The 20,902-nt window shown below is 57.8% G+C and carries 21 protein-coding genes and 2 tRNA genes; 9 read left to right on the forward strand and 14 right to left on the reverse strand.

Annotated features, from left to right (window positions below; genetic code table 11):
• Nucleotides 1-152 precede the first annotated feature (152 nt).
• Nucleotides 153-587, forward strand: a complete 435-nt coding sequence (hpaR, locus tag ACR0JE_RS06760; protein ID WP_480543556.1) for a homoprotocatechuate degradation operon regulator HpaR — start codon at nt 153-155, stop codon at nt 585-587.
• Between the two features lie 652 nt (nt 588-1,239).
• Nucleotides 1,240-1,938: a fumarylacetoacetate hydrolase family protein gene (locus tag ACR0JE_RS06765; RefSeq protein WP_480863604.1), complete on the forward strand. Its 699-nt coding sequence runs from the start codon at nt 1,240-1,242 to the stop codon at nt 1,936-1,938.
• Nucleotides 1,939-1,941: 3 nt separating this feature from the next.
• Here ACR0JE_RS06765 and ACR0JE_RS06770 read toward each other — a convergent pair whose 3' ends face one another.
• Both ACR0JE_RS06770 and ACR0JE_RS06775 read right to left on the reverse strand, forming a co-directional pair.
• Complete coding sequence (locus tag ACR0JE_RS06770; RefSeq protein ID WP_480863605.1) at nt 1,942-3,156, reverse strand: winged helix-turn-helix domain-containing protein; 1,215 nt, start codon at nt 3,154-3,156, stop codon at nt 1,942-1,944.
• A 4-nt stretch (nt 3,157-3,160) separates the two neighbouring features.
• Nucleotides 3,161-4,186 carry a LacI family DNA-binding transcriptional regulator gene (locus ACR0JE_RS06775; RefSeq protein WP_480543550.1) on the reverse strand — a complete coding sequence of 342 codons (1,026 nt, stop codon included), beginning with the start codon at nt 4,184-4,186 and terminating at the stop codon, nt 3,161-3,163.
• Nucleotides 4,187-4,301: 115 nt separating this feature from the next.
• Between ACR0JE_RS06775 and ACR0JE_RS06780 the strand changes: the two genes are divergently transcribed.
• Nucleotides 4,302-4,378 (forward strand) — tRNA-Arg (locus tag ACR0JE_RS06780).
• A gap of 3 nt (nt 4,379-4,381) precedes the next feature.
• On the opposite strand, the gene arsB is transcribed toward ACR0JE_RS06780, so the two are convergent.
• The 4 genes from arsB to ACR0JE_RS06800 are packed head-to-tail and all read right to left on the reverse strand — an operon-like array spanning nt 4,382 to nt 8,490.
• Entirely contained in the window at nt 4,382-5,404 is a 1,023-nt protein-coding gene (gene arsB, locus ACR0JE_RS06785; protein ID WP_480863606.1) for an ACR3 family arsenite efflux transporter, read from the reverse strand.
• Complete coding sequence (gene arsJ / locus ACR0JE_RS06790) at nt 5,401-6,666, reverse strand: organoarsenical effux MFS transporter ArsJ (protein ID WP_480863607.1); 1,266 nt, start codon at nt 6,664-6,666, stop codon at nt 5,401-5,403. The genes arsB and arsJ overlap by 4 nt, the downstream gene beginning before the upstream one ends.
• On the reverse strand, nt 6,663-7,661 hold the full coding sequence (locus tag ACR0JE_RS06795) for an ArsJ-associated glyceraldehyde-3-phosphate dehydrogenase (protein WP_480550896.1): 999 nt from the start codon (nt 7,659-7,661) through the stop codon (nt 6,663-6,665). The genes arsJ and ACR0JE_RS06795 overlap by 4 nt, the downstream gene beginning before the upstream one ends.
• A 1-nt stretch (nt 7,662) precedes the next feature.
• Entirely contained in the window at nt 7,663-8,490 is an 828-nt protein-coding gene (locus tag ACR0JE_RS06800; protein WP_480863608.1) for an arsenate reductase/protein-tyrosine-phosphatase family protein, read from the reverse strand.
• Between the two features lie 181 nt (nt 8,491-8,671).
• Here ACR0JE_RS06800 and ACR0JE_RS06805 point away from each other — a divergent pair.
• Nucleotides 8,672-8,747: transfer RNA gene (locus ACR0JE_RS06805), tRNA-Thr, on the forward strand.
• Nucleotides 8,748-9,282: 535 nt separating this feature from the next.
• Here ACR0JE_RS06805 and dxs read toward each other — a convergent pair.
• The 6 genes from dxs to ACR0JE_RS06835 form a co-directional block, all read right to left on the reverse strand.
• On the reverse strand, nt 9,283-11,211 hold the full coding sequence (gene dxs / locus ACR0JE_RS06810; RefSeq protein WP_480863609.1) for a 1-deoxy-D-xylulose-5-phosphate synthase: 1,929 nt from the start codon (nt 11,209-11,211) through the stop codon (nt 9,283-9,285).
• A gap of 16 nt (nt 11,212-11,227) precedes the next feature.
• On the reverse strand, nt 11,228-12,094 hold the full coding sequence (locus ACR0JE_RS06815; protein ID WP_480863610.1) for a polyprenyl synthetase family protein: 867 nt from the start codon (nt 12,092-12,094) through the stop codon (nt 11,228-11,230).
• Complete coding sequence (locus tag ACR0JE_RS06820) at nt 12,095-12,337, reverse strand: exodeoxyribonuclease VII small subunit (protein WP_170534025.1); 243 nt, start codon at nt 12,335-12,337, stop codon at nt 12,095-12,097. It abuts the gene before it with no gap.
• Nucleotides 12,334-13,260, reverse strand: coding sequence for a histone deacetylase family protein (locus ACR0JE_RS06825; protein ID WP_480863611.1), 927 nt, complete (start codon nt 13,258-13,260; stop codon nt 12,334-12,336). The genes ACR0JE_RS06820 and ACR0JE_RS06825 overlap by 4 nt, the downstream gene beginning before the upstream one ends.
• Nucleotides 13,261-13,329: 69 nt before the next feature.
• Nucleotides 13,330-14,031 (reverse strand): response regulator, encoded by a 702-nt coding sequence (locus ACR0JE_RS06830; RefSeq protein ID WP_480863612.1) that lies wholly within the window; start codon nt 14,029-14,031, stop codon nt 13,330-13,332.
• Nucleotides 14,028-14,540 carry a MarR family winged helix-turn-helix transcriptional regulator gene (locus ACR0JE_RS06835; protein WP_353008633.1) on the reverse strand — a complete coding sequence of 171 codons (513 nt, stop codon included), beginning with the start codon at nt 14,538-14,540 and terminating at the stop codon, nt 14,028-14,030. The genes ACR0JE_RS06830 and ACR0JE_RS06835 overlap by 4 nt, the downstream gene beginning before the upstream one ends.
• 159 nt (nt 14,541-14,699) lie before the next feature.
• Here ACR0JE_RS06835 and ACR0JE_RS06840 point away from each other — a divergent pair, with 159 nt between their 5' ends.
• From ACR0JE_RS06840 to ACR0JE_RS06860, 5 genes are all read left to right on the forward strand, one after another.
• Nucleotides 14,700-15,566, forward strand: a complete 867-nt coding sequence (locus ACR0JE_RS06840) for a branched-chain amino acid aminotransferase (protein ID WP_480863613.1) — start codon at nt 14,700-14,702, stop codon at nt 15,564-15,566.
• A gap of 125 nt (nt 15,567-15,691) precedes the next feature.
• On the forward strand, nt 15,692-16,642 hold the full coding sequence (locus ACR0JE_RS06845) for an AraC family transcriptional regulator (RefSeq protein WP_480863614.1): 951 nt from the start codon (nt 15,692-15,694) through the stop codon (nt 16,640-16,642).
• 109 nt (nt 16,643-16,751) lie between these two features.
• Nucleotides 16,752-17,117: a hypothetical protein gene (locus ACR0JE_RS06850; RefSeq protein WP_480863615.1), complete on the forward strand. Its 366-nt coding sequence runs from the start codon at nt 16,752-16,754 to the stop codon at nt 17,115-17,117.
• Nucleotides 17,118-17,251: 134 nt separating this feature from the next.
• On the forward strand, nt 17,252-18,820 hold the full coding sequence (locus ACR0JE_RS06855; RefSeq protein WP_480863616.1) for an alkaline phosphatase D family protein: 1,569 nt from the start codon (nt 17,252-17,254) through the stop codon (nt 18,818-18,820).
• Between the two features lie 200 nt (nt 18,821-19,020).
• Nucleotides 19,021-19,242, forward strand: coding sequence for a hypothetical protein (locus ACR0JE_RS06860; protein ID WP_480550917.1), 222 nt, complete (start codon nt 19,021-19,023; stop codon nt 19,240-19,242).
• Between the two features lie 42 nt (nt 19,243-19,284).
• Here ACR0JE_RS06860 and cobO read toward each other — a convergent pair whose 3' ends face one another.
• The gene (gene cobO, locus ACR0JE_RS06865; protein WP_480543527.1) at nt 19,285-19,884 is read right to left on the reverse strand and encodes a cob(I)yrinic acid a,c-diamide adenosyltransferase; all 600 of its coding nucleotides are present in this window, start codon (nt 19,882-19,884) and stop codon (nt 19,285-19,287) included.
• A 57-nt stretch (nt 19,885-19,941) separates the two neighbouring features.
• Nucleotides 19,942-20,877, reverse strand: a complete 936-nt coding sequence (locus ACR0JE_RS06870; RefSeq protein WP_480863617.1) for a DMT family transporter — start codon at nt 20,875-20,877, stop codon at nt 19,942-19,944.
• Between the last annotated feature and the right edge of the window lie 25 nt (nt 20,878-20,902).

Below are 20,902 nucleotides of genomic sequence, written 5' to 3' on the forward strand. Positions count from 1 at the left end.
GCTACATTCTGTCATGCAGTCTCGGTCAATATCCATAGCTTTTGGAAACAAACCGCTTGAGATTTCAAGCAATCGCATTCCCGAGGCATTGCCGCAGACCTTGGCTGGAACTCGGCAAGCGCCGATCCGCCAATACCGTGGTAAGGTTAAACATGGCCGATGATTTACCGTTAACTTCAAGATCTTTACCCATCGCGCTGTTGCGGGCGCGGGAAAAGGTGATGGGGCCAATTCGTGCGCTGTTGGTGGATGCCGGTGTCACCGAACAACAATGGCGGGTGTTGCGTGTCTTGAACGAAGAAGGGCCGCAAGAGCCGACGCATATTGCTGAACGCGCCTGCCTGCTGTTGCCCAGCCTGACCCGTATTCTGCAAACGCTAGAGCAGAAAAACCTGATCTTGCGCCGCCGCCATCCTCAGGATGGTCGTCGTCAGATTGTCGAAATCAGTGATGCGGGTGTTCAGATCATTCACGCTAATTTGGCCGTGAGTGTGGAACAGGCCAAACGGGTGCGCAGCCAGCTTGGCCCCGACAAGCATGAAATGCTGCTGGATCTTCTCAATGAACTCAATGATCTGGAAAGCTAAGATCTGGTCCGGCCTTAGGTTTATGACCCCGTCGGAGATGGTAGGGGGAACTCTCCGACGGGGTTTGGCCAGACCCGGACTGGATATGTGCCTGGCCCGTGCTTCGAAGACGTGCAGAACCGAAAATTGGTTCGTTACCGAGGCTTAGGATCCAGGGGGATGGACCTAAACCTTTGCGTGTGCTCCGAAGCGGTCATGCTCACTTGCCGACTTGCTGTCTGGTCCGCAAGTGGTTTCTTTTCGTCGCTTTGATCGTGCTGTTTGTCCGGCATTCCAACGATCCGGTTCTGGCGGTTGATAAAGCGCTCTGCACCAGATCGCGCAGAGCCAAATAGATTGGTTCATTACTTTGGCAACCAGCGTTCTGGGGCGAACAGGATGGTATCCAAGCACTTTTCGTCAAATGGCGATGTGCAGATTCTGGGGCCCATCGCAGGTATCGAACTGCGCCGGGGGTCAAAAAGCGCATCCGATGTGTATATCTAAAACCGATTCCTCGGGATTCGGGAAACAATTCGTTTCCAAATTGTCAAAATTGGGCAGTTCCGTGCCGAATTTACAGAGAGAGCTGGGTAAAAACCGGCGGATTTCTGCGGGTTGCGGGATTGGTCTTGTGAATTAAGATGCGCGCAAACATCCATGAGGGCCCATCATGACCGACCATTTGTTCCCGATTCCGGATATCCTTGGCATCCCAGTGCAGGGTGAAACGGCCCGGTATCCGGTTGGTCGGATTTTCTGCGTTGGTCGCAACTATGCTGCCCATGCAGCCGAGATGGGGCATGAGGTGGATCGTGAAGCGCCATTCTATTTCACCAAATCCGCGTCGAACGCCATTCTGACCGGCGCGACCGTGCCATATCCGCCGGGCACCGAGAATTTCCATCACGAAATGGAATTGGCCGTTGCCATTGGTAGATCGGTGTTCAAAGCGACCAGCGCTCAGGCCTGGGATGCGGTTTATGCCTATGGTTGTGCGCTGGATATGACGCGCCGCGATCTGCAAATCCGTGAACGCAACAAACAGCGCCCTTGGGATTTGGGCAAGGATTTAGAGAATGGAACGGTTTTTGCACCGCTGACCCGTGCTACCGAATGGGCTCCAGACGATAGCAAGCGCATTCATCTGAGCGTCAATTCCGAACTCCGTCAGGACGCGACCCTGCAAGAGCTGATCTGGAAGATCGATGAGGTCATATGCCATTTGTCCGGCTATTATCATCTCCGTCCCGGAGACCTGATCCTGACAGGAACGCCTGCCGGCGTCGGGCCCGTAGTTGCGGGGGATATGATCGAAGGTGGCATTGACGGGCTTGCACCGCTTCGGCTGACCCTGAGCAACGCGGAATAGGGTCTATTTTGGCTCTTTCAACCAATCTTGTGAAAAGCTAACACGATCCAGGTCCGTAAATCTGCGAACCCGATCCAACTCGGCCTCTAGGCGGCGAGTGCGCGCGTCAGACCATCGGATGGTGCGTTCCGGCCAAAGGGCACGCACGCGCAGTTCGCCCGCATCCCGATGCGCTTTCATATCGATCCGCCCAATTGGCTTGTCGCCCTCAAGCAATGGGAACACGTAGTAGCCATAGGTCCGTTTCGCCTCTGGCACAAAAACCTCGATCCGATAGTGAAAACCAAACAGCCGCTCGGCTCGGTTCCGGTCACGTAGCATCGGATCAAACGGGCTGAGCACGCGGATGCGTCCGGTTGGCTGGGGCAGGTCCGCCACATCATCGATCAGGTCGGGTCGTGCGAAAAGCTTGCGCATTCGCCCGTCAACACAGGCAATCTCAATTTCCTCCAAAGCACCGGATTTCAGCGCATTAGCGCACCAATCTTTGGCCTCCGCCGGGCTGACCGTATCCCAGAACGCAGCGATCTCACCTGAAGTGGCGAAGCCAAGCCGGTCCAGCGCGGCATTGCAAAGCCAATCGACGGTCGCCTCAGCGTCACATGGGTGTTGACCGGGGCACAGATGCGTCTCGATCACCCGCTCCGTCAGGTCATAGCGTTTTTGAAACCCGTCGCGCCCGACCACGGTCAGCGCGCCGGAGCGCCACAGAAACTCAAGCGCCGTCTTGGAGGGATGCCAATCCCACCACCCGCCGGACCCTTTCTTTTCGTCCTTCCCGACATCGGATGAGGACACCGCACCATGGTCTCGGATATGGGTCAGCACCGTCTCGAACTGCTGTTCGAACCCATCCCGGCGCCAGTTCTTCCACCGCGACTTCAACAGATCAGCATCACGCAGAAACCGCAGATGCCAATGACGGTAATACTCCATCGGGATGACAGCGGCGTCATGGGTCCAATGTTCAAACAACGCCCGATCGCGTTCATAGAGGCGTTTCAGATTCCCGCTGCGATAGCTGGGCCTGCGCGAGAACAAGATCATGTCATGGGCGCGGGCGACGGTGTTGATACTGTCGAGTTGAACAAAGCCCAGCCGCTGGATTAGCTCCAACAGGTCTGCTCCTTTGGAAGGTCCCGCAGGCGGTTCGGCCAGCGCATGACGATCCATAAAGATCGCCCGCGCGGCGCGGTTGTCCAGTTGCCGCAGTGCCATCGGCCTAGCGCCGTTTCAGCGTATCGCCAAAGCTAATCTTGGGGGTCAAGGTCACGCGGGTCTCAATCTCAGACTCCGGGTCCTTGAGCCGTTCCGCGATGATTTCGGCCGCTTGCCGACCAATCTCCAACCGACAGGCATCCATCGTTGCCAGTTTGCGCGGTAGGCCTTGCAACAGTTCCACATTGTTAAACCCGGCCAGACCGATCTGTCCGGGAATATCGATGCCCTGCTCCAGTAGATACAACAGACCACCTGCCCCGATCATGTCGTTGGAATAATAAAGAAAATCCAAATCGGGTGAGCGTTCCAACATGGTCTGTGTCATCTCGCGGCCCTTGGCGAGCGCTGAACCGCCGGAATAGAATTCCCGATCCTCGATCTCGATCCCTTTCTTGCCGAGCACTTCGGTGAAGCCTTCAAACCGCTTTCGCGCGCGATGGTCCAACGGCATCTTGGTGCCCATGAAACCGATATGTTCATAGCCCGCTTTCAGGATCGCCTGCGCCATCTCGCGGCCCGCGCGACGATGGGAAATTCCGACCATCGCATCCACCGGTTTGCCGTCGGTGTCCATGATCTCGACCACCGGAATGCCAGATGAATCCAGCATGGCGCGTGCTGCCTCGGTATGCTCCAGCCCCGCTATGATCACACCCGAAGGCCGCCACGAGAGCATCTCGTACAGCACCTTCTCTTCTTTCTCGGGCAGGTAGTCGGTGACGCCAACGACGGGTTGCAATTCGGTGTCTTCCAGGACTTGATTGACGCCGGTCAGCACTTCGGGGAACACCATGTTCGACAGCGACGGGATGATTACCGCCACCAGGTTAACCCGGCTGGACGCCAGCGCGCCCGCGATTTTGTTGGGGACATATCCCAGCTCTTTCGCGGCGGCCAAAACACGTGTGCGGGTGGCGTCGGACACATCCCCACGATTGCGCAGGACCCGACTGACCGTCATCTCTGAGACCCCCGAAGCCTCGGATACATCGCGAAGGGTCAGCGGGCGTTTGGTTTCAGTGTTCACGAGAGGCACCTGCGTTGTTGTTTTGCCCGATGGTAGCGTGAACAGGTCGACGTGTACAACAATTGTGCAAAGGCAATGACAACCGCGAAATTCCCGGTTACAGAAGGCCTCAAGCGGCCCCGTGGCTCAACTGGATAGAGCAGCCCCCTCCTAAGGGGCAGGTTGCAGGTTCGAATCCTGCCGGGGTCGCCATTGTTACTGCACCACAGGCTCAGCAAACCTACCGCGGGTCCGGTTGGCGAAGGCGACCAGGGACAGCATTACTGGGACTTCGACAAGGACGCCCACCACTGTTGCCAATGCAGCGCCCGAGTTCAGACCAAACAGGCTGATGGCCACTGCGACGGCCAGTTCGAAGAAGTTGGACGTGCCTATCATGGCACAGGGTGCCGCGATGCGGTGGGGGACTTTCAGAGCATAGGCCGCGCCGTAGGCCAGGGCAAAGATGCCGTAGCTCTGGATCAGGATCGGGATGGCGATCAGGAGGATGACCATGGGCTTGGACAGGATCGTCTGCCCCTGAAGGCCGAACAGGATGACCACGGTAGCGATTAGGCCCATGATGGACCATGGTTTTGCCCGTGCAGAAAACGTGTCGATTGCGTCTTGTGATCCCAGCTTCCGGCGTGTGAGCAGCCCGGCGATCAGTGGCAGAACGACATAAAGGACAGTGGCCAGAACCAATGTCTGCCATGGGACAGATATGTCGGTCACACCAAGCAGAAAGGCTACGATCGGTGCGAAGGCTACCACCATGATCAGATCGTTCACTGAGACCTGCACCAGCGTATAGGTCGCATCGCCCTTGGTCAGCTGTGACCAGACGAAGACCATCGCGGTACAAGGCGCTGCGCCCAGCAGGATCAAGCCTGCGGTGTATTGGGCGGCATCCTCGGGTTCGATCCAAGGCGCAAAGACATAGTCAAAGAACAGAACGGCCAGGAGGGCCATAGTGAAAGGTTTGATCAACCAGTTGACCACTAGCGTCACAATCAGGCCTTTTGGTTGGCGTGCGACACCGGCGACCGCTCGGAAATCCACGCCAACCATCATCGGGTAGACCATTGCCCAGATCAGAACGGCGACAACCAGGTTGACGCTTGCGAATTCGGCTGAGGCGACCAACCCGACCAGACCGGGTGCTGCCAGTCCGATCAGCACGCCGCCGACCATGGCGAGGGCGACCCAGATGGTCAGATAGCGCTCGAAGATGCTCATGAATATGCCTCAGTTGTTTGGTCGGTCAGCTTGCCCGAAGTGAGCGCTGCAAGGGCCACCATGACAGCCGCTGTGCCCAGCACAAGGGGCAGGCCGCCGACCTGATAGGTAGAGCCGGACAGCACGGTGCCCAAAAGGCGCCCCGTCGCGTTGGCCATGTAGTAGAAGCCGACATCCATCGTGACCCGCTCGGACTTGGTGAAGGCGAGGATCAGATAGGAATGCAGGGATGAGTTGACGGCGAAGATTGCTCCAAACACCAGAAGGCCCAAAACCAACGTGATCGTCAGCCATGTCTCCGGCCCCTCTGGCAGCAAAACTACTAGTGTTAGAGCCGCAGGAACGCAGAAAAGCATGGCGGCCCAGCTGCGCGCGGCGCGGATCAAATCCCCCTCGGACCGGTCTGAGGCCCGCAGGATCTTGGGCGCGTTGGCCTGAATAACGCCATAGAGGATGATCCAGAAGGCCATAAAGGTGCCGATCATGAAAAAGGCGGCGCGGTTGCCCTCTTCGGTGCCATCCGAGAGGACGGCGTAGAAATAGATCGGGATGCCGACCACGAACCACACGTCGCGGGCACCGAAAAGAAAGACCCGCGCGGCGGACAGCCAGTTGACGTTGGCAGATTTCGAAAAGACCTCAGAGAACTTCGCGCCCTTGCGCCCTTTGGGCAGGCCGGAGGGCATGAAGCGGATGACGGCGAACAGGATCACCGCCAGAACGACTGCCATCACGATGATCGCCGCCTGAAAGCCCAGCGTTGCCAGCATCGCCGCGCCCAACAGGAAGCCTAGCCCTTTGACGGCGTTCTTTGATCCGGTCAGCACCGCCACCCAGCGAAACAGCCCGCCGCCCTCGGTCGGGGCCAGCAGTTTCACCGCGGATTTCGAGGACATCTTGGCCAGATCCTTGGCCACTCCGCTTGCGCCTTGCACGATCATGACGAAGGCCACAGATGCGCCAATCGCCCAATTAGGGTCTAGTTGCGTCAACGCGAGCAGCGCCACCACCTGCAACCCAAGCCCGGCATAGAGCGTCGAGGTCAAGCCAAACCGCGCCGCGATCCAGCCCGCTGCAAGGTTCGTCACCATCCCGGCGATTTCATAGAGGACAAACAGGTAGGCGAGCTGCACCGGCGAGAAACCCAGCGTGTGAAAGTGCAATAGCACCAGCATCCGCAAGGCTCCGTCGGTCAGCATAAAGGCCCAATAGGCCGCCGTGACCGCGATATAGGCCGACAGCCCCTCGGGCCGATCGGTCACAGCGAGGCCCCAACCATCAGCGCCACATCGACCAGGCGGTGGGCATAGCCCATCTCGTTGTCATACCAGGCATAGATTTTCACCTGTGTCCCGTTCACCACCATGGTCGACGGCGCATCAACGATCGAAGAGCGTTCGTCATTGGTGTAGTCGGTTGACACCAGCGGACGGGTCTCATAGCCCAGAATGCCATTCAATTCACCTTCGGCGGCGGCTTTGAAGAAGGCGTTGACCTCTTCGACAGTGGTTTCACGCTCAACCTCGAACACGCAGTCGGTCAGCGACGCGTTCAACAGCGGCACCCGCACCGCATGGCCGTTCAGACGCCCCTTGAGTTCAGGGTAGATCAGCGTGATCGCCGTGGCCGAGCCGGTTGTGGTCGGGATCAGAGAGTTCAGCGCAGACCGCGCCCGGCGGAGGTCCTTGGCGGGGCGGTCCACGATGGTCTGTGTGTTGGTCACGTCATGGATTGTGGTCATCGAGCCGTGGCGGATGCCCAGGTTCTCGTGGATGACCTTCACCACCGGGGCCAGACAGTTCGTCGTGCAGGAGGCTGCAGTTACGATCTGATGGGTCGCCGGATCGTAGATGTTGTCATTCACACCCATCACGATATTGGCGGTCGGGCCGTCCTTGACTGGGGCTGAGACGACAACTTTTTTCGCACCAGCTTCGAAATAAGGGGCCAGCTTTGCCTCGGTCTTGAAGACACCGGTGCAGTCGATCACCACATCAACGCCGTCCAGCGGCAGGGCGCTCAGGTCCTTGGTGCCGATGAAGGGCAGCCGGGTGCCGTTGATGGTGACGCTGTCGTCATCATGCTCGAAAGTGGCATCCCAGCGGCCATGGACGGTGTCGAATTCCAACAGATGCGCGTGCATCTCGGCGTCTCCGACCGCGTCATTGATCCAGGCGATCTTGGCGCCTTTTTCCAACAGCGGTTTCAGGGCCAGCTTTCCTATACGGCCCAGGCCATTCACAGCATAAGTGGTCATTTTAGTCTCCGACAGAGGTTCTGCCGATTTCATCGACAGCAGATTGTAGGGCGATCCGGTCAAGGCTTTCGACCGGCAAAGAGGTGAAAGCTTCGATCCGGCGCTTCAGCGCGCCATATGCGGTTTGGAAAGCTAGGCTTTTCTCGGCATCTGTTCCGGTTGCTTTGACTGGGTCTTCCATGCCCCAATGGCCGCTGATCGGTTGGCCCTCCCAGGCGGGGCATTCCTCGTTCGCTGCCCTGTTACAGACGGTAAAGACAAAATCCATCTGTGGTGCCTCAGCCGTGGCGAACTCGGACATATGCTTTGAACGCAGGACCGAGGTATCGTGACCCTTATCGTGCAAGACCTGCACGGCAAATGGGTTCAGCTCGGACGCGGGTTGCGTTCCTGCGGAATAGACGGTGAACCGATCCCCACCCATCTGGCGCAGCAGCGATTCAGCAAAGATCGAGCGCGCAGAGTTTCCCACGCACAGAAACAGAACGTTGAACTTGCGGTCAGTCATTTCGCCTTTTCCTTTTGTTGAAGGCATACAGAGATCAGGCCGCCCTCGGCAGCAATCGACGATCAGGAAATCCAGCATCCCCTGCACATTCTTCATGTCGATGGAGTAGAGCAGCGACGTGCCAGAACGTTGCTGTGTCACCAACCCGGACCGCTGCAGCGCGTTCAGATAGTTCGACATGGTGCTGGGCTTGATATCCAGCTCAGATGCCAGCTCACCTGCCGGCACGGTGTCAGGAAACCGACGCATTAACATGCGAAACACGGTGATGCGTTGTGGGTGGCCCAGAATGGCCAGCTGATCTGTGATTCTTTCTATCATACTTCATGAATTATCGAAATAATGTCGGCCGATCAATCCAAGTTCGACCTCTTTACAGAACTTTCATAAACCGAGGTGCCCGCTGATTTTCCATGCATATGCATCTGGACTTGCAGGCCCGATCATGACGGTCTAAATGACGCTCCGCACCCGGGCGTATCCTGTCAGGGCGACCATAGGTGCCGCTGTAGCTCAGCTGGTAGAGCACGTCATTCGTAATGATGGGGTCGGGGGTTCGAGTCCCTTCAGCGGCACCAAAAACTGGCTTTAAAGCACTCACCGAAGCGATCGAACGAATGTGACGCAACGTCCGAACTTAAGGCCGTTTGGTTAGAAAGTTGACGTAAACGTAAGCTTTCGAATGAAAATTTTGACTAACCGGTCAACAAACGCAAAAACTGGCGGAATTCCATACCTTCCACGGTCAAATAAAACTCGTAGATGCGCCGTGTCGCTGCGGGTTCCGCTCACTCACAAAATTTCCTTGAGCCACTTCCCCCTCACGGTTCGGAAACGACCCGCAGCGACCTCATTGATTAAGAAATACACGCGCTGGAGTCTAACAATGTCGATTAAGTCGCTTCTGAACCAATGGTTGGAAAACAAAACAGTCCGTATTTCCATACCGGGAAATCTTGCTCCTGACTCATCTGATGACGAGCGTTTCGATGAGGGCCTAGACCAATCGGAAACCAAAGCTCTTTTTCATAGCGTGCTCCATGAGAAGCAAAACGATGGAATTGACGGTCGCAGATAAGCCTGCGAGCGTTGCACCCAAGCTCAGCTTAGCGCTTACGCGCGTTTTTCGCCGATCGATGCGACGCCCAGAACATCTAAGACTTTCGCCTCGATATGCTCGGCATTCATACCCGCCACGGCATACATGTCAGCCGGGCTGGCCTGATCGACAAAGATGTCGGGCAAAACCATTGATCGGTATTTCAGGCCCCGATCAAACACCCCTTCATCCGCCAACAATTGCGCTACGTGGCTCCCGAACCCGCCCACAGCGCCTTCTTCAATAGTGATCAGCGCCTCGTGCGTTTCCGCCAGACCCAGAATCAGATCGCGATCCAGTGGCTTAGCGAAACGGGCATCTGCGATGGTGGGTGTGATCCCCCGCGCGGCCAGCGACTCGGCGGCTTTCTGCACCTCTGCGAGGCGTGTGCCAAAGGAGAGCAATGCCACGCGCGCGCCTTCCTGGATCATGCGGCCTTTGCCGATCTCCAGCACCTCTCCGCGTTCGGGCAGGTCAACGCCCACACCTTCGCCACGTGGATAGCGGAACGCGATGGGGCCTTCGTCATGTGCGACTGCGGTGGCCACCATATGCATCAGTTCCGCCTCATCTGCGGCGGCCATGACAACCATACCTGGAAGGTTTGATAGGTAGGCAATGTCAAAGGACCCTGCATGGGTTGCGCCATCGGCACCGACCAGCCCGGCGCGGTCGATGGCAAAGCGGACAGGTAGGCGCTGGATCGCCACATCATGCACCACCTGATCGTATCCGCGCTGTAAGAAAGTCGAATAGATCGCGCAGAAGGGTTTCATCCCGCCCGCCGCCAGCGCTGCCGAGAAGGTCACCCCGTGCTGTTCTGCAATCGCCACGTCGAAACAGCGCGATGGGTAGCGTTCCGCAAACAGGTTCAGCCCGGTGCCGTCTGGCATCGCCGCCGTGACGGCGACGATCTTGTCATCGCGCGCGGCCTCTTCCACCAGCGTCTTACCAAAGACCGACGTATAAGATGGTGCGTTCGATGGCGCCTTTTTCTGCTCACCCGTCACCACATCGAACTTGGCGGTGGCGTGACCCTTGTCGCGGGCTTGCTCGGCGGGGGCGTAGCCTTTGCCCTTCTTGGTCAGAACATGAATAAGGATCGGACCCGTCGCACGCGCTTTGACCGTGCGGAGCACCGGCAGCAATTGGTCCAGATCATGCCCGTCGATTGGACCGAGATAGGAAAAGCCAAGCTCCTCAAACAAAGTGCCGCCAACGGCCATGCCTTTCAGCATCTCCTTGGCGCGCTTGGCCCCTTCGCGGAATGGCTCGGGCAGCAGCGACACCGCACCCTTAGCAGCGGCTTTCAGATCGTGAAACGGTTCCTCGGCATAGATGCGCGATAGGTAGTTGGACAGCGCGCCAACGGGCGGCGCGATACTCATCTCATTGTCGTTCAGAATCACGATCAGGCGCTTTTTCAGGTGGCCCGCATTGTTCATCGCCTCAAAGGCCATACCCGCCGACATCGAGCCATCGCCGATCACCGCAATCGCATCGCCCAGCCCTTCGGGTGTGACGCCGCCCAGATCGCGCGCAACCGCAAAACCAAGCGCTGCACTGATCGAGGTTGAGCTATGCGCAGCCCCAAAGGGGTCATAGGGGCTCTCGCTGCGTTTGGTGAATCCGCTGAGGCCATCTTTCATGCGCAACGTTCGAATGCGATCACGTCGTTCGGTCAGGATTTTATGCGGATAGCACTGGTGCCCCACATCCCAGATGATCTTGTCGCGGGGTGTGTCGAACACGGCGTGCAGCGCGGTGGTCAGTTCGACCACGCCCAGTCCCGCACCCAGATGGCCGCCGGTGACGGACACGGCGGAAATCGTCTCGGCCCGTAATTCCTGCGCCACCTGATGCAACTGCGTGTCCGAGAACTGCTTGAGGTCGGCAGGACGGCTCACAAGATCCAGCAGAGGCGTGTTCGGGCGATCAGACATTTAGCGCGTTCCTGACTTAGCTGTCCCGGGCAATAACGAAGCGGGCGGCATCCTTCAAGGTTTCGGCCCTTGGTCCATATCCATCCAGCGCGGCGCAAGCCCGATCCACCAGTTCTGCCGCACGGGTTTTGGCGGGGCCCAACCCAAGCAGCGACACAAACGTGGCTTTGCCCGCATCCGCATCTTTCTGCAGCCGTTTTCCGGCGCGCTCCGCATCACCTTCCACATCCAAGATGTCATCTGCAATTTGAAAAGCAAGGCCAAGGGCTTGGGCATATTGGCGCAAGGCGGACGGATCGGCCTGTGCCAGCCGTGCACCGGCACAGGCAGACCATTCAATCAAGGCGCCAGTTTTGCCTGCTTGCAAATGGGTGATCGCCTCAAGCGACAAAGGCTCCGCCGCCGATTCAGCAGCGATATCCAGCGCCTGACCCATAACCATGCCCTGCGCACCGCTGGCTTTGGCCAGCGTCAGGGCCAGATCCGCACGAATTTCGGCATTGCCCACCTCAGGGCGTGTGCACAGCTCAAAGGCCAGTGTCTGCAGCGCGTCTCCGGCCAGAACCGCCGTTCCTTCATCCCATTTCACATGGGTTGTGGGGCGCCCGCGCCGCAGGTCATCATCATCCATGCAGGGCAGATCGTCGTGGACCAGTGAATAAGCGTGCAGTGCTTCAATCGCCGCGGCGGGCCAGATCGCGCGCGCCTCGTCCACGTCATGCAGGCGGGCGCTTTCCAGCACCAAAAACCCCCGCAAGCGCTTACCGCCACGAGTGGCATAGCCCATGGCCCGCGTCACGTCGAAATCATCGAAGCCCTTCAGCACATGTTCAAACTGCGCCTGAATCTGCGCGGCGTCCTGTGCCAGCCTGTCCCGAAACATTTACTGACCGTCGACAGGTGTCGTCCCGGTCGGCTGGCCGCCCGCGTCCAAAGTGATCGCGGCGACCTTCTCTTCGGCCCGCTTCAACTCATCTTCGCAGCGTTTCTTCAGGGCCGCTCCGCGTTCATAGAGCGCAATTGACTGATCCAGAGCCACGTCGCCGCGTTCCAACTGGCCGACTACAGCTTCAAGCTCTTTCATCGCCTGTTCAAACGTCATCTGTTCAACGGGAGTATCGGTCATTGTGCTGCCTTCATCAGTTCTTCCACATGGGCGCGCGTCGCCTCGGCCAGTGCGTTCAGATCATACCCGCCTTCCAGAGTCGAGACGATACGGCCTTCACAAACCTCATCGGCGATCTTGCACAGCTCAGCGGTGATCCATGCAAAATCGCCGGTGGACCAGTTCAGATTGGCCAGCGGATCGTCCTGATGGGCGTCAAACCCGGCTGAGATGATGATCAACTCAGGCCTGAACGCACGCAGACGCGAAAACGCCTGCGCTTCATAAGCCGCCCGCATCTCAGACCCACCCGTGCCCGGGGCCAGTGGTATGTTCACAATGGTTTCATATGCACCAGTCTCATCCGGTCGTCCCGATCCGGGCCATAGGGGCATCTGCTGGCTGGTAATCACCAACGCGCGCTTCTCGTCCCACAGCAGATCCTGCGTACCATTGCCATGATGCACATCGAAATCAACCACGGCGACGCGGCTTAACCCGTGATGATCCAGCGCATGTTTCGCTGCAAGCGCCGCATTACCGAACAGGCAAAACCCCATCGCCTTGTCCGTTTCCGCATGATGCCCCGGCGGCCGGATCGCGCAAAACGCGTTCGAAACCTCTCCCCCAAGCACCAGATCGACCGCCCGTACGACGGCGCCCGCCGCGCGATAGGCCGCATCGACCGAGCCCGGAGACATAAAGGTATCCCCATCAATCTGCGTATAGCCCTCAGCCGGACGCGCTGCGCGAATATCCCGGATGTGGTCTTCGGGATGGACCCGCAGCAAATCATCATCCGCCGCCATCGGGGCCGTCCTGCGGTCCAGATCCAAAGGCTCCAGCGCATGAAGAATATGCTCCAGCCGCGCCACCCGCTCGGGATGCCCGTCCGGCGTCACGTGCCCAAGACAATCGGCATGGGTCAACAAGGCAGTCTTCATCGGGATCCCTTCTTCGTCTGGCTAAAAATATCCTCGCCGAAGGCATAAAATCGCCGCGCAGCGGCTAAATCAATCCGGCGCCAGCATATACCCTGCGCCCCGGACCGTCTGCAAATACCGAGGCTGCTTTGGGTCCTGCTCGATTTTGCGACGTAACCGTGTGATCTGTACATCCACCGCGCGTTCCTGCGCTTGTCCCTTGTCGCGGCCCAGATCCTCAACCAGTTTTGCCCGGCTGATCGGCTCACCCGGCTGGGCCGAGAATATCTTCATCAACTGGCTTTCTGTTGCGGTCAGACGCACCGGGTCTTCACCCTGCCACATCTCGCCGCGTTCGATGTCATATCGGATGGGTCCAAGGGACAGAATCTTCGCCGCTGCATCCTGAGCCGGCGCTTCCGGCATGCGGCGCAAAATGGCGTTGATGCGCAGCAGAAGCTCTTTGGGCTCAAACGGTTTGGCCAGATAGTCATCCGCCCCGGCTTCCAAACCGGCAATCCGATGCTCGGTTTCACCTCGGGCGGTCAATAGCAGGATCGGAGTGCTATGGGTTTCGCGCAGTGCCTTGGTCAGGCTCACGCCGTCCTCACCGGGCATCATCACATCCAACACGATCATGTCGAAATCCAACCCGGACAGAACCCGCCGCGCATGGGCCGCATCGCGGGCCGCCGTCACCAGAAACCCGTTCCGCATCAGAAACTTCTTTAACAGATCGCGAATGCGCTCGTCATCATCGACGATCAGCAGATGGGCGTCCATATCACTCATGAGGTCGTATCCCGCAACTTCGTGTAAGCATGACGCATATCAGCATCCATCATCGCTTCAAGAACTTTACGAAATCCAGCGACGGCTTCGGGCCCCGCATCCTTATATGCGGCACGCATCCGGGCGCGCTGGGCGTCGGACAATGTCGCCTCTAGCGCATGGCCTTTTTCGGTTAGGAACAGATGCCGCTCGCGCTTGTCAACGGTTCCAACTCGGCTTTCGACCATACCATCCTCGATCAATGTCCGTAGCACACGGTTCAGGGATTGCTTTGTCACACCCAGTATGGCCAGCAGGTTGTTGACTGTCGTACCCGGTGCGCGATTGACGAAATGGATCGCCCGATGGTGGGCGCGGCCATAAGACATCTCGGACAGGATGCGATCGGGATCAGCAGTAAAGCCGCGATAGGCAAAGAACATGGCCTCGATCCCCTGCCGCAACTGCTCATCAGTAAGAAACAACAGGCTTTCGCCCCCAAACTTCGGGGCGGGGCGGATTTCGGACATATCATGCCTCATGCGTTACACGGCTCCGAGTTTATGTCAGCGTTATTGACATTCCAAGGGCAGACAGGTATCGAATCGCAGTTTTTGCGCAAGATTGTGTCCGCATCGGACCTAAATAGCGCAACAATCGGAAATTCAACCCAAAGCTGGAGGTTTCGCATGGCGGGGTATGATGATCGTGATGGCACCATCTGGATGGATGGCAAACTGGTGCCCTGGCGTGAGGCGAACGTACATATTCTAACCCACGCGATGCACTATGCGTCCTCGGTGTTCGAGGGTGAGCGTGCCTATAACGGCAAGATCTTCAAAAGCCGCGAACATTCCGAGCGTCTGATCGCATCGGCTGAGGCTTTGGACATGCCGATGCCCTATTCGGTCGATGATATCGAAGCCGCCAAGGAAGAAACCCTGAAAGCCAGCGGTCTGACGGACGCTTATGTACGAGCGCTGGTCTGGCGCGGATCGGGTGAGGATATGGGCGTGGCCTCGGCCAAGAACCCAGTGCGCATGGCCATCGCGGTCTGGCCTTGGGGGGCCTACTATGGAGATGCCAAGATGCAGGGCGCCAAGTTGGACATCGCGGAATGGAAGCGCCCCAGCCCTGAAACCATCCCAGTACACGCCAAAGCGGCAGGCCTGTACATGATCTGCACGATCTCAAAGCACAAGGCCGAAGCCAAGGGGTGTTCCGACGCGCTGTTCATGGATTGGCGCGGCTATGTGGCCGAGGCAACCGGTGCGAACGTGTTCTTCGTCAAGGACGGAGAGGTGCACACCCCGCTGGCCGATTGCTTCCTGAACGGCATTACACGTCAGACCGTGATTCAAATGCTGAAAGACAAAGGTCTGACCGTCCATGAACGCCGTATCAAGCCCGAAGAAATGGCGGATTTTGAACAGTGTTGGCTGACCGGCACAGCGGCCGAGGTCACGCCTGTAGGCCAAATCGGTGACTACACGTTTGAGGTGGGCGACATCACGCGTGAGATCGCCGAAGACTATGAGAAACTGGTGCGCGCCTAAGCAACGTTGAAGCATCAGCTCTGAACCCTCGCGTTAAGCGGGGGTTTTCATTGCGCATCGTTCAAGTTCTTGTGCAGATCGTTCAGACAGCTGGACGAATGCATGAGCCGTTGTAGGTTACACCCATGCTAGACCTGCTGAGCGATATCCTGACACGCCTGTCCCTAAGGGGAACGTTCTACTTCCGAACCTCTTTCACGCCACCCTTCGGTGTCCAGGTGCCATCCTATCAGAATGTGGCGCGCTTCCACTTTGTGCAACGGGGTGAGTTGAAGGTATTTGTCTCTAACACAGGCGAAACTGTGCGTCTTAAGCAAGGCGACCTAATCCTGATCCCCCACGGTTCTGCCCATGCACTGTTGTGCAACGAGGTTCAACCGGTGGATGCGTTGCCACTTGAACAGGTGCTGGAGGAGTCGGGCTATCAGGGGGACGGTGTGCTGGTCTACGGCGGTGAAGAGACCGGGCGTGACACTCAGTTGATCTGTGGTCACTTCTCATTCACGGGTCCGCCGGGGCGCCAAGGTACCGGCCATATGCTGATCGACCGCCTGCCACCTTACATCCTGATCGAGAACTATGGCGAAGAGGCCGGGGCCTGGATCGAAGCCACGCTTCGCATGATCGGGTCTGAGGTTAGCGGTGCGCGGATTGGCGGTGACTTGATCGCACTGAAACTCTCGGAAGTGCTGTTTGCGCAGGCGATCCGCGCCCATCTTGAACATCAAAGCCCTACGGATTCGGCTCTTGCCGGGTTTGCTGACCCTCGTATCTCGCGCGCGTTGACTGCATTTCATCAGGCGCCTGCGCAGGAGTGGAGCGTTGAGTCTCTGGCGCGTGAGGCGGGGATGTCACGCACTGCCTTCGCGCAGCTTTTTGCTGAGAAGATGGCGACCACGCCAATGCAATATCTGACCGATTGGCGCATGCAAATCGCTTGCCATGGCCTGACCGAGGCGCGCTGGAATGTGGCTGATGCGGCGGCAGAAGTTGGATATGCTTCCGAAGCCGCCTTTTCCCGTGTGTTCAAAAAACAGATCGGCTTGTCCCCGGCAGCCTATCGATCGATGCACTGATCGAACAGGTTTCTGAACGATCTGCACGATTTCGCGAACGATCCGGAATTCTGCGACCGAATACCTGCACCTAACTTGGGGCCATACCAACCCAGGAAAGGAAATCGCAATGTCTGTTCGCTTTGTCACCCGCTCTGTCCATGCATATCTGGACTATCCTGTTGCTATCGCTTTGATGGTGCTGCCCTTCGCGCTTGGACTGGGTCAATCCAATCCGCTGGCATTGTGGCTGTCTGTCGTCACCGGGGCGGCTGCCTTCGTGCTAACCGTGCTCACAGATCACCACCTCGGCATCTGGCGTGTGTTGCCCTACAAATTTCATCTGGCTGTCGATCTGCTGGTCGGCATTACATTCCTGTTTGCACCCAGCATGTTTGGGTTTTCGGGTCTGGACGCAGCATTCTACTGGCTGAACGGGGCTGCGGTGGTCGCGGTTATCTCGCTCAGCGCACCCGAACAACGCGTAGCTGCCTGAGCAGTTATCCACAGGGCTTCATAATATCATCGTGATAGTTTCAAGAAACTGAGCCGTCCGTTTTACAAATGGGCGGCTCACTGCGGCTTACCAATCGCGCGCCTTCGAACAGGTGTCCAGACAGGAGAGCCCCCATGACCAAATTCCTTCGCCCCAACCGTCGCATGTTTCTGGCTGGCAGCACCGCTGTTGCAGCTTCGCTGTCGATGCCAGCAATCAGCCGCGCGGCTTCGCGCCCGGTGTTTACCCATGGCGTTCAGTCGGGCGATGTGGACACAAGCTCTGGCATGATCTGGACCCGTACAGATCGCCCGGCGCGCGTGATGATGGAGGTTTCGACCACCGAGAGCTTTGCTGATGCCCGCCAATTGCCGCCAATGGATGCGATCCCAAACAGCGATTTTGCGGTTAAGCGTCTCATCGATGGGCTGCCCTCGGATCAGGATATCTTCTATCGTTTTGTGGCCGCTGATCTGAGCGATATCAATACCATATCAGAGCCTATTATAGGCCAGTTCCGCACCGCGCCGACCGCAAGGCGCAATATTCGGTTCGCCTGGTCAGGGGATACCGCCGGTCAAGGCTGGGGCATCGACGACGATGGAATGCGCACCTATGCGACCATGAGCCAGCACCGGCCCGATTTCTTCATCCATTCTGGCGATACCGTCTACGCCGATGGCCCGATGCAGGACGAGGTTGAAAAAGACGGGCAGGTGATCTGGAAGAACGCCACTCTGATCGATGAGAAACGCAAGGTTGCGGAAACACTGGATGAATTCCGCGCCCAGTGGAAATACAACATGATGGACGAACATGTGCGGGCGATGAATGCGGTATGCCCGACCTTTTTCCAGTGGGATGACCATGAGGTGGTGAACAACTGGTCGGATGCCAAAGACCTGATTTCCGATGACCGGTATTCCGAGAAATCGGTGCATGTTCTGCAAGCGCGCGCGGGACGCGCCTTTCATGAGATGACGCCGCTTCGGATCACACCGGCTGAACCCGGTCGGGTTTATCGCAAGATTTCATACGGTCCAATGCTGGACGTCTTCTTCCTGGATCTTCGCAGCTATCGCGGCCCGAACGGCCCGGCGATGGAAGATGAGATCACGGACCAGTCCCGCATTCTGGGCGCGGCACAGTTGGATTGGTTAAAGCGCGAACTTGCAGCATCACAAGCGACCTGGAAAGTCATCGCCTCGGACATGCCGATTGGCTTGATTGTCTGGGACAACTGGAAGGAACAGGCCGGGGCAGAGGCGATCTCGAACGGTGATAGTGGACCAGCCAAGGGGCGCGAGCTAGAGATTGCCGATCTGCTGCGGTTCATCAAAACCGCTGGCGTCGCCAACACTGTCTGGTTCACTGCGGACGTACACTATACAGCGGCGCACTACTATGACCCTAACAAAGCACAATTCCAGGATTTTGAGCCGTTTTGGGAGTTTGTGTCCGGCCCTCTGCACGCGGGAACCTTTGGCCCGAATGCGCTGGATGGTACCTTTGGTCCCGAGGTAAAATTTGTCAAAGCCCCGGCCGAAGGGCAGGGTGTCAACCTTCCCCCAAGCGCTGGTTTGCAGTTCTTTGGTCTGGTCGACATTGATGGTGCTACGCAACAGATGACGGTGCGCCTGATGGATCGTGCCGATACTGAGCTTTGGTCGGTGACTTTGGATCCGCAAGGTCAGTCCATCTGATACTTGTTTCCCTGTGACTTGCGCCCTCGTTGTTTTTCGAGGGCGTTTTTTCCTTGCAATAGTATACAAAAATAGTCAGATAAAAGCCAACGCCGGATTGTACCTTGTCCGGCCATGGGTTTCGGGGCGGTTTGCAGGCTTAGCGCGCAACTTGGTGATGGCGTGTCGCCGCTCCGAAAACGACCGCGTTGGGTTCTGGCATGGGCGATCCGCTTGAAGAGATCATTGCACGGCATGACGCTGCAACCGCTTGTGGCTGCAGCTGCTGCGACACTGACTTTGCAGCCTATTTCGACTGCACGAAACGCGAGAGCGCGATTTCTGAACGGCCCGAGGACGCGACACCACCTGAAAGCGCCACCTGCCGCATGGATTCGATACGCTACATCTTCGAAAATGTACTTCTAAGGCGCTTCGAATAAGGCAGGTGTGGCCCTCTCACATCCTGCCCGTCACGAAACCCCTTAGTAATCAACGCCCCGCTGTGCCTTGATGCCTGATTGGAAAGGGTGTTTTTCTTCGGTCATTTCAGTGACCAGATCGGCATAGTCACGCAGTGCTTGCGGCGCGTCGCGGCCCGTCAGGAAAACGCTAGTCTTATCCGACCGCGCCTTGAGACCGTCTAGTACACGCTCGACCGACAGGTATTCATACCGCAGCGCGATATTAATCTCGTCCAGAACTACCAGATCATAATCCCCGCTGGCCATCAGATCGCAGGCTTTGTCAAAGGCAGCGGTAGCGGCGGCAATATCGCGTTCGCGATCTTGTGTGTCCCAGGTAAAGCCTTCGCCCATCGTGTGCCACGTCACCAGATCGCGGTCTTGAAAGAACCGGCGCTCGCCCGTCTTCCACTTGCCTTTGATGAACTGAACAACGGCAACCTTTTGCCCCCAGCCCAGCGCACGGATCACAACACCAAAGGCTGCCGAGGACTTCCCCTTACCCTTGCCAGTATTAATCAGAACCAGGCCGCGCCCCGGATCGACCGCCTCGGACACTTTCTTGCGGTGCTTGGCCTGCACCTTCTGCATCTTTTCCTTGTGATCCTGCGCGTCGCTCATGGGGCACCCTCATTGATTGTTCCGCCCAACCTAGGCGAAGTTTGCGAAAGGTAAAGATCAGGCTTTGGGGTCCGTGACCGAACGGGCCTTGCCGCGTTCCAGCCCAAGCTGATGCTCGCGCCAGATCACGACCACATTGCCCGCGATCACCAGAGTAGCCCCCAATAGGATGGCCAGTGTTGGCAGTTCATCAAACCAGACATAGCCAATGAAGATGGCAAACAGCATCGTCGTATAGTCATAAGGTGCCAGCATTGAGGCTTGCCCGAACCGATAGGATGAAGTCACCAGAATTTGCGCCACCCCGCCGACAAGGCCCATTGTAACCAGTATTAGAGCCTGATTCAGGGTCGGAATCGTCCATCCCCAGAACGCAGTCAATGAGGAGAGTAGCGTCGCGGTCATCGAGAAATAGAACACGATGGCGGCGGGATGGTCGACCTTAACCAGTTGGCGGATATGGATCTGTACAAAGGCGCGGGCCAGCGTTGCGGCTAAGACGCATAGCGCGCCTATGGTTGCCGCCATTTCCATCTGGGTGCTGCCCAGCCGGGGCCAGATCATGATCAAAACGCCCAGCAGCCCCAATGCAACCGCACCAATGCGGATCATGCGAATGCGCTCGCCCAGCATCACGGCGGCCAGAATCAGGGTGAAGATCGGGGTGGCGTAGCCAATGGCCGTGACCTCAGGCAGGGGCAGCAGGCTGAGGCCGGTAAAGGTCAAGCCCATCGCGCTGGTACCCAACACACCACGCCAGAAATGGCCCATAGGCTTCTTGACGACAAAGCCTTGCGCCAACTCTCCGCGCCAGATCAGCCAGGCAATGATCACCGGAACGGCAAAGAGTGAGCGAAAAAACACCAGCTCACCCGGCGGGAAATCCTCGGACAGGGCTTTGACCAGTGCCGACATCGAAGTGAACAGCATCAGCGCGGCCAGTTTCAGACCCACGGCAAGCATAGGTCGATGCGATGTTAAGGATTGTGCCATGTGCGGCGAACCTGCGCCTTTGGCG

It is taken from the genome of Ruegeria sp. H3, from assembly GCF_056533095.1.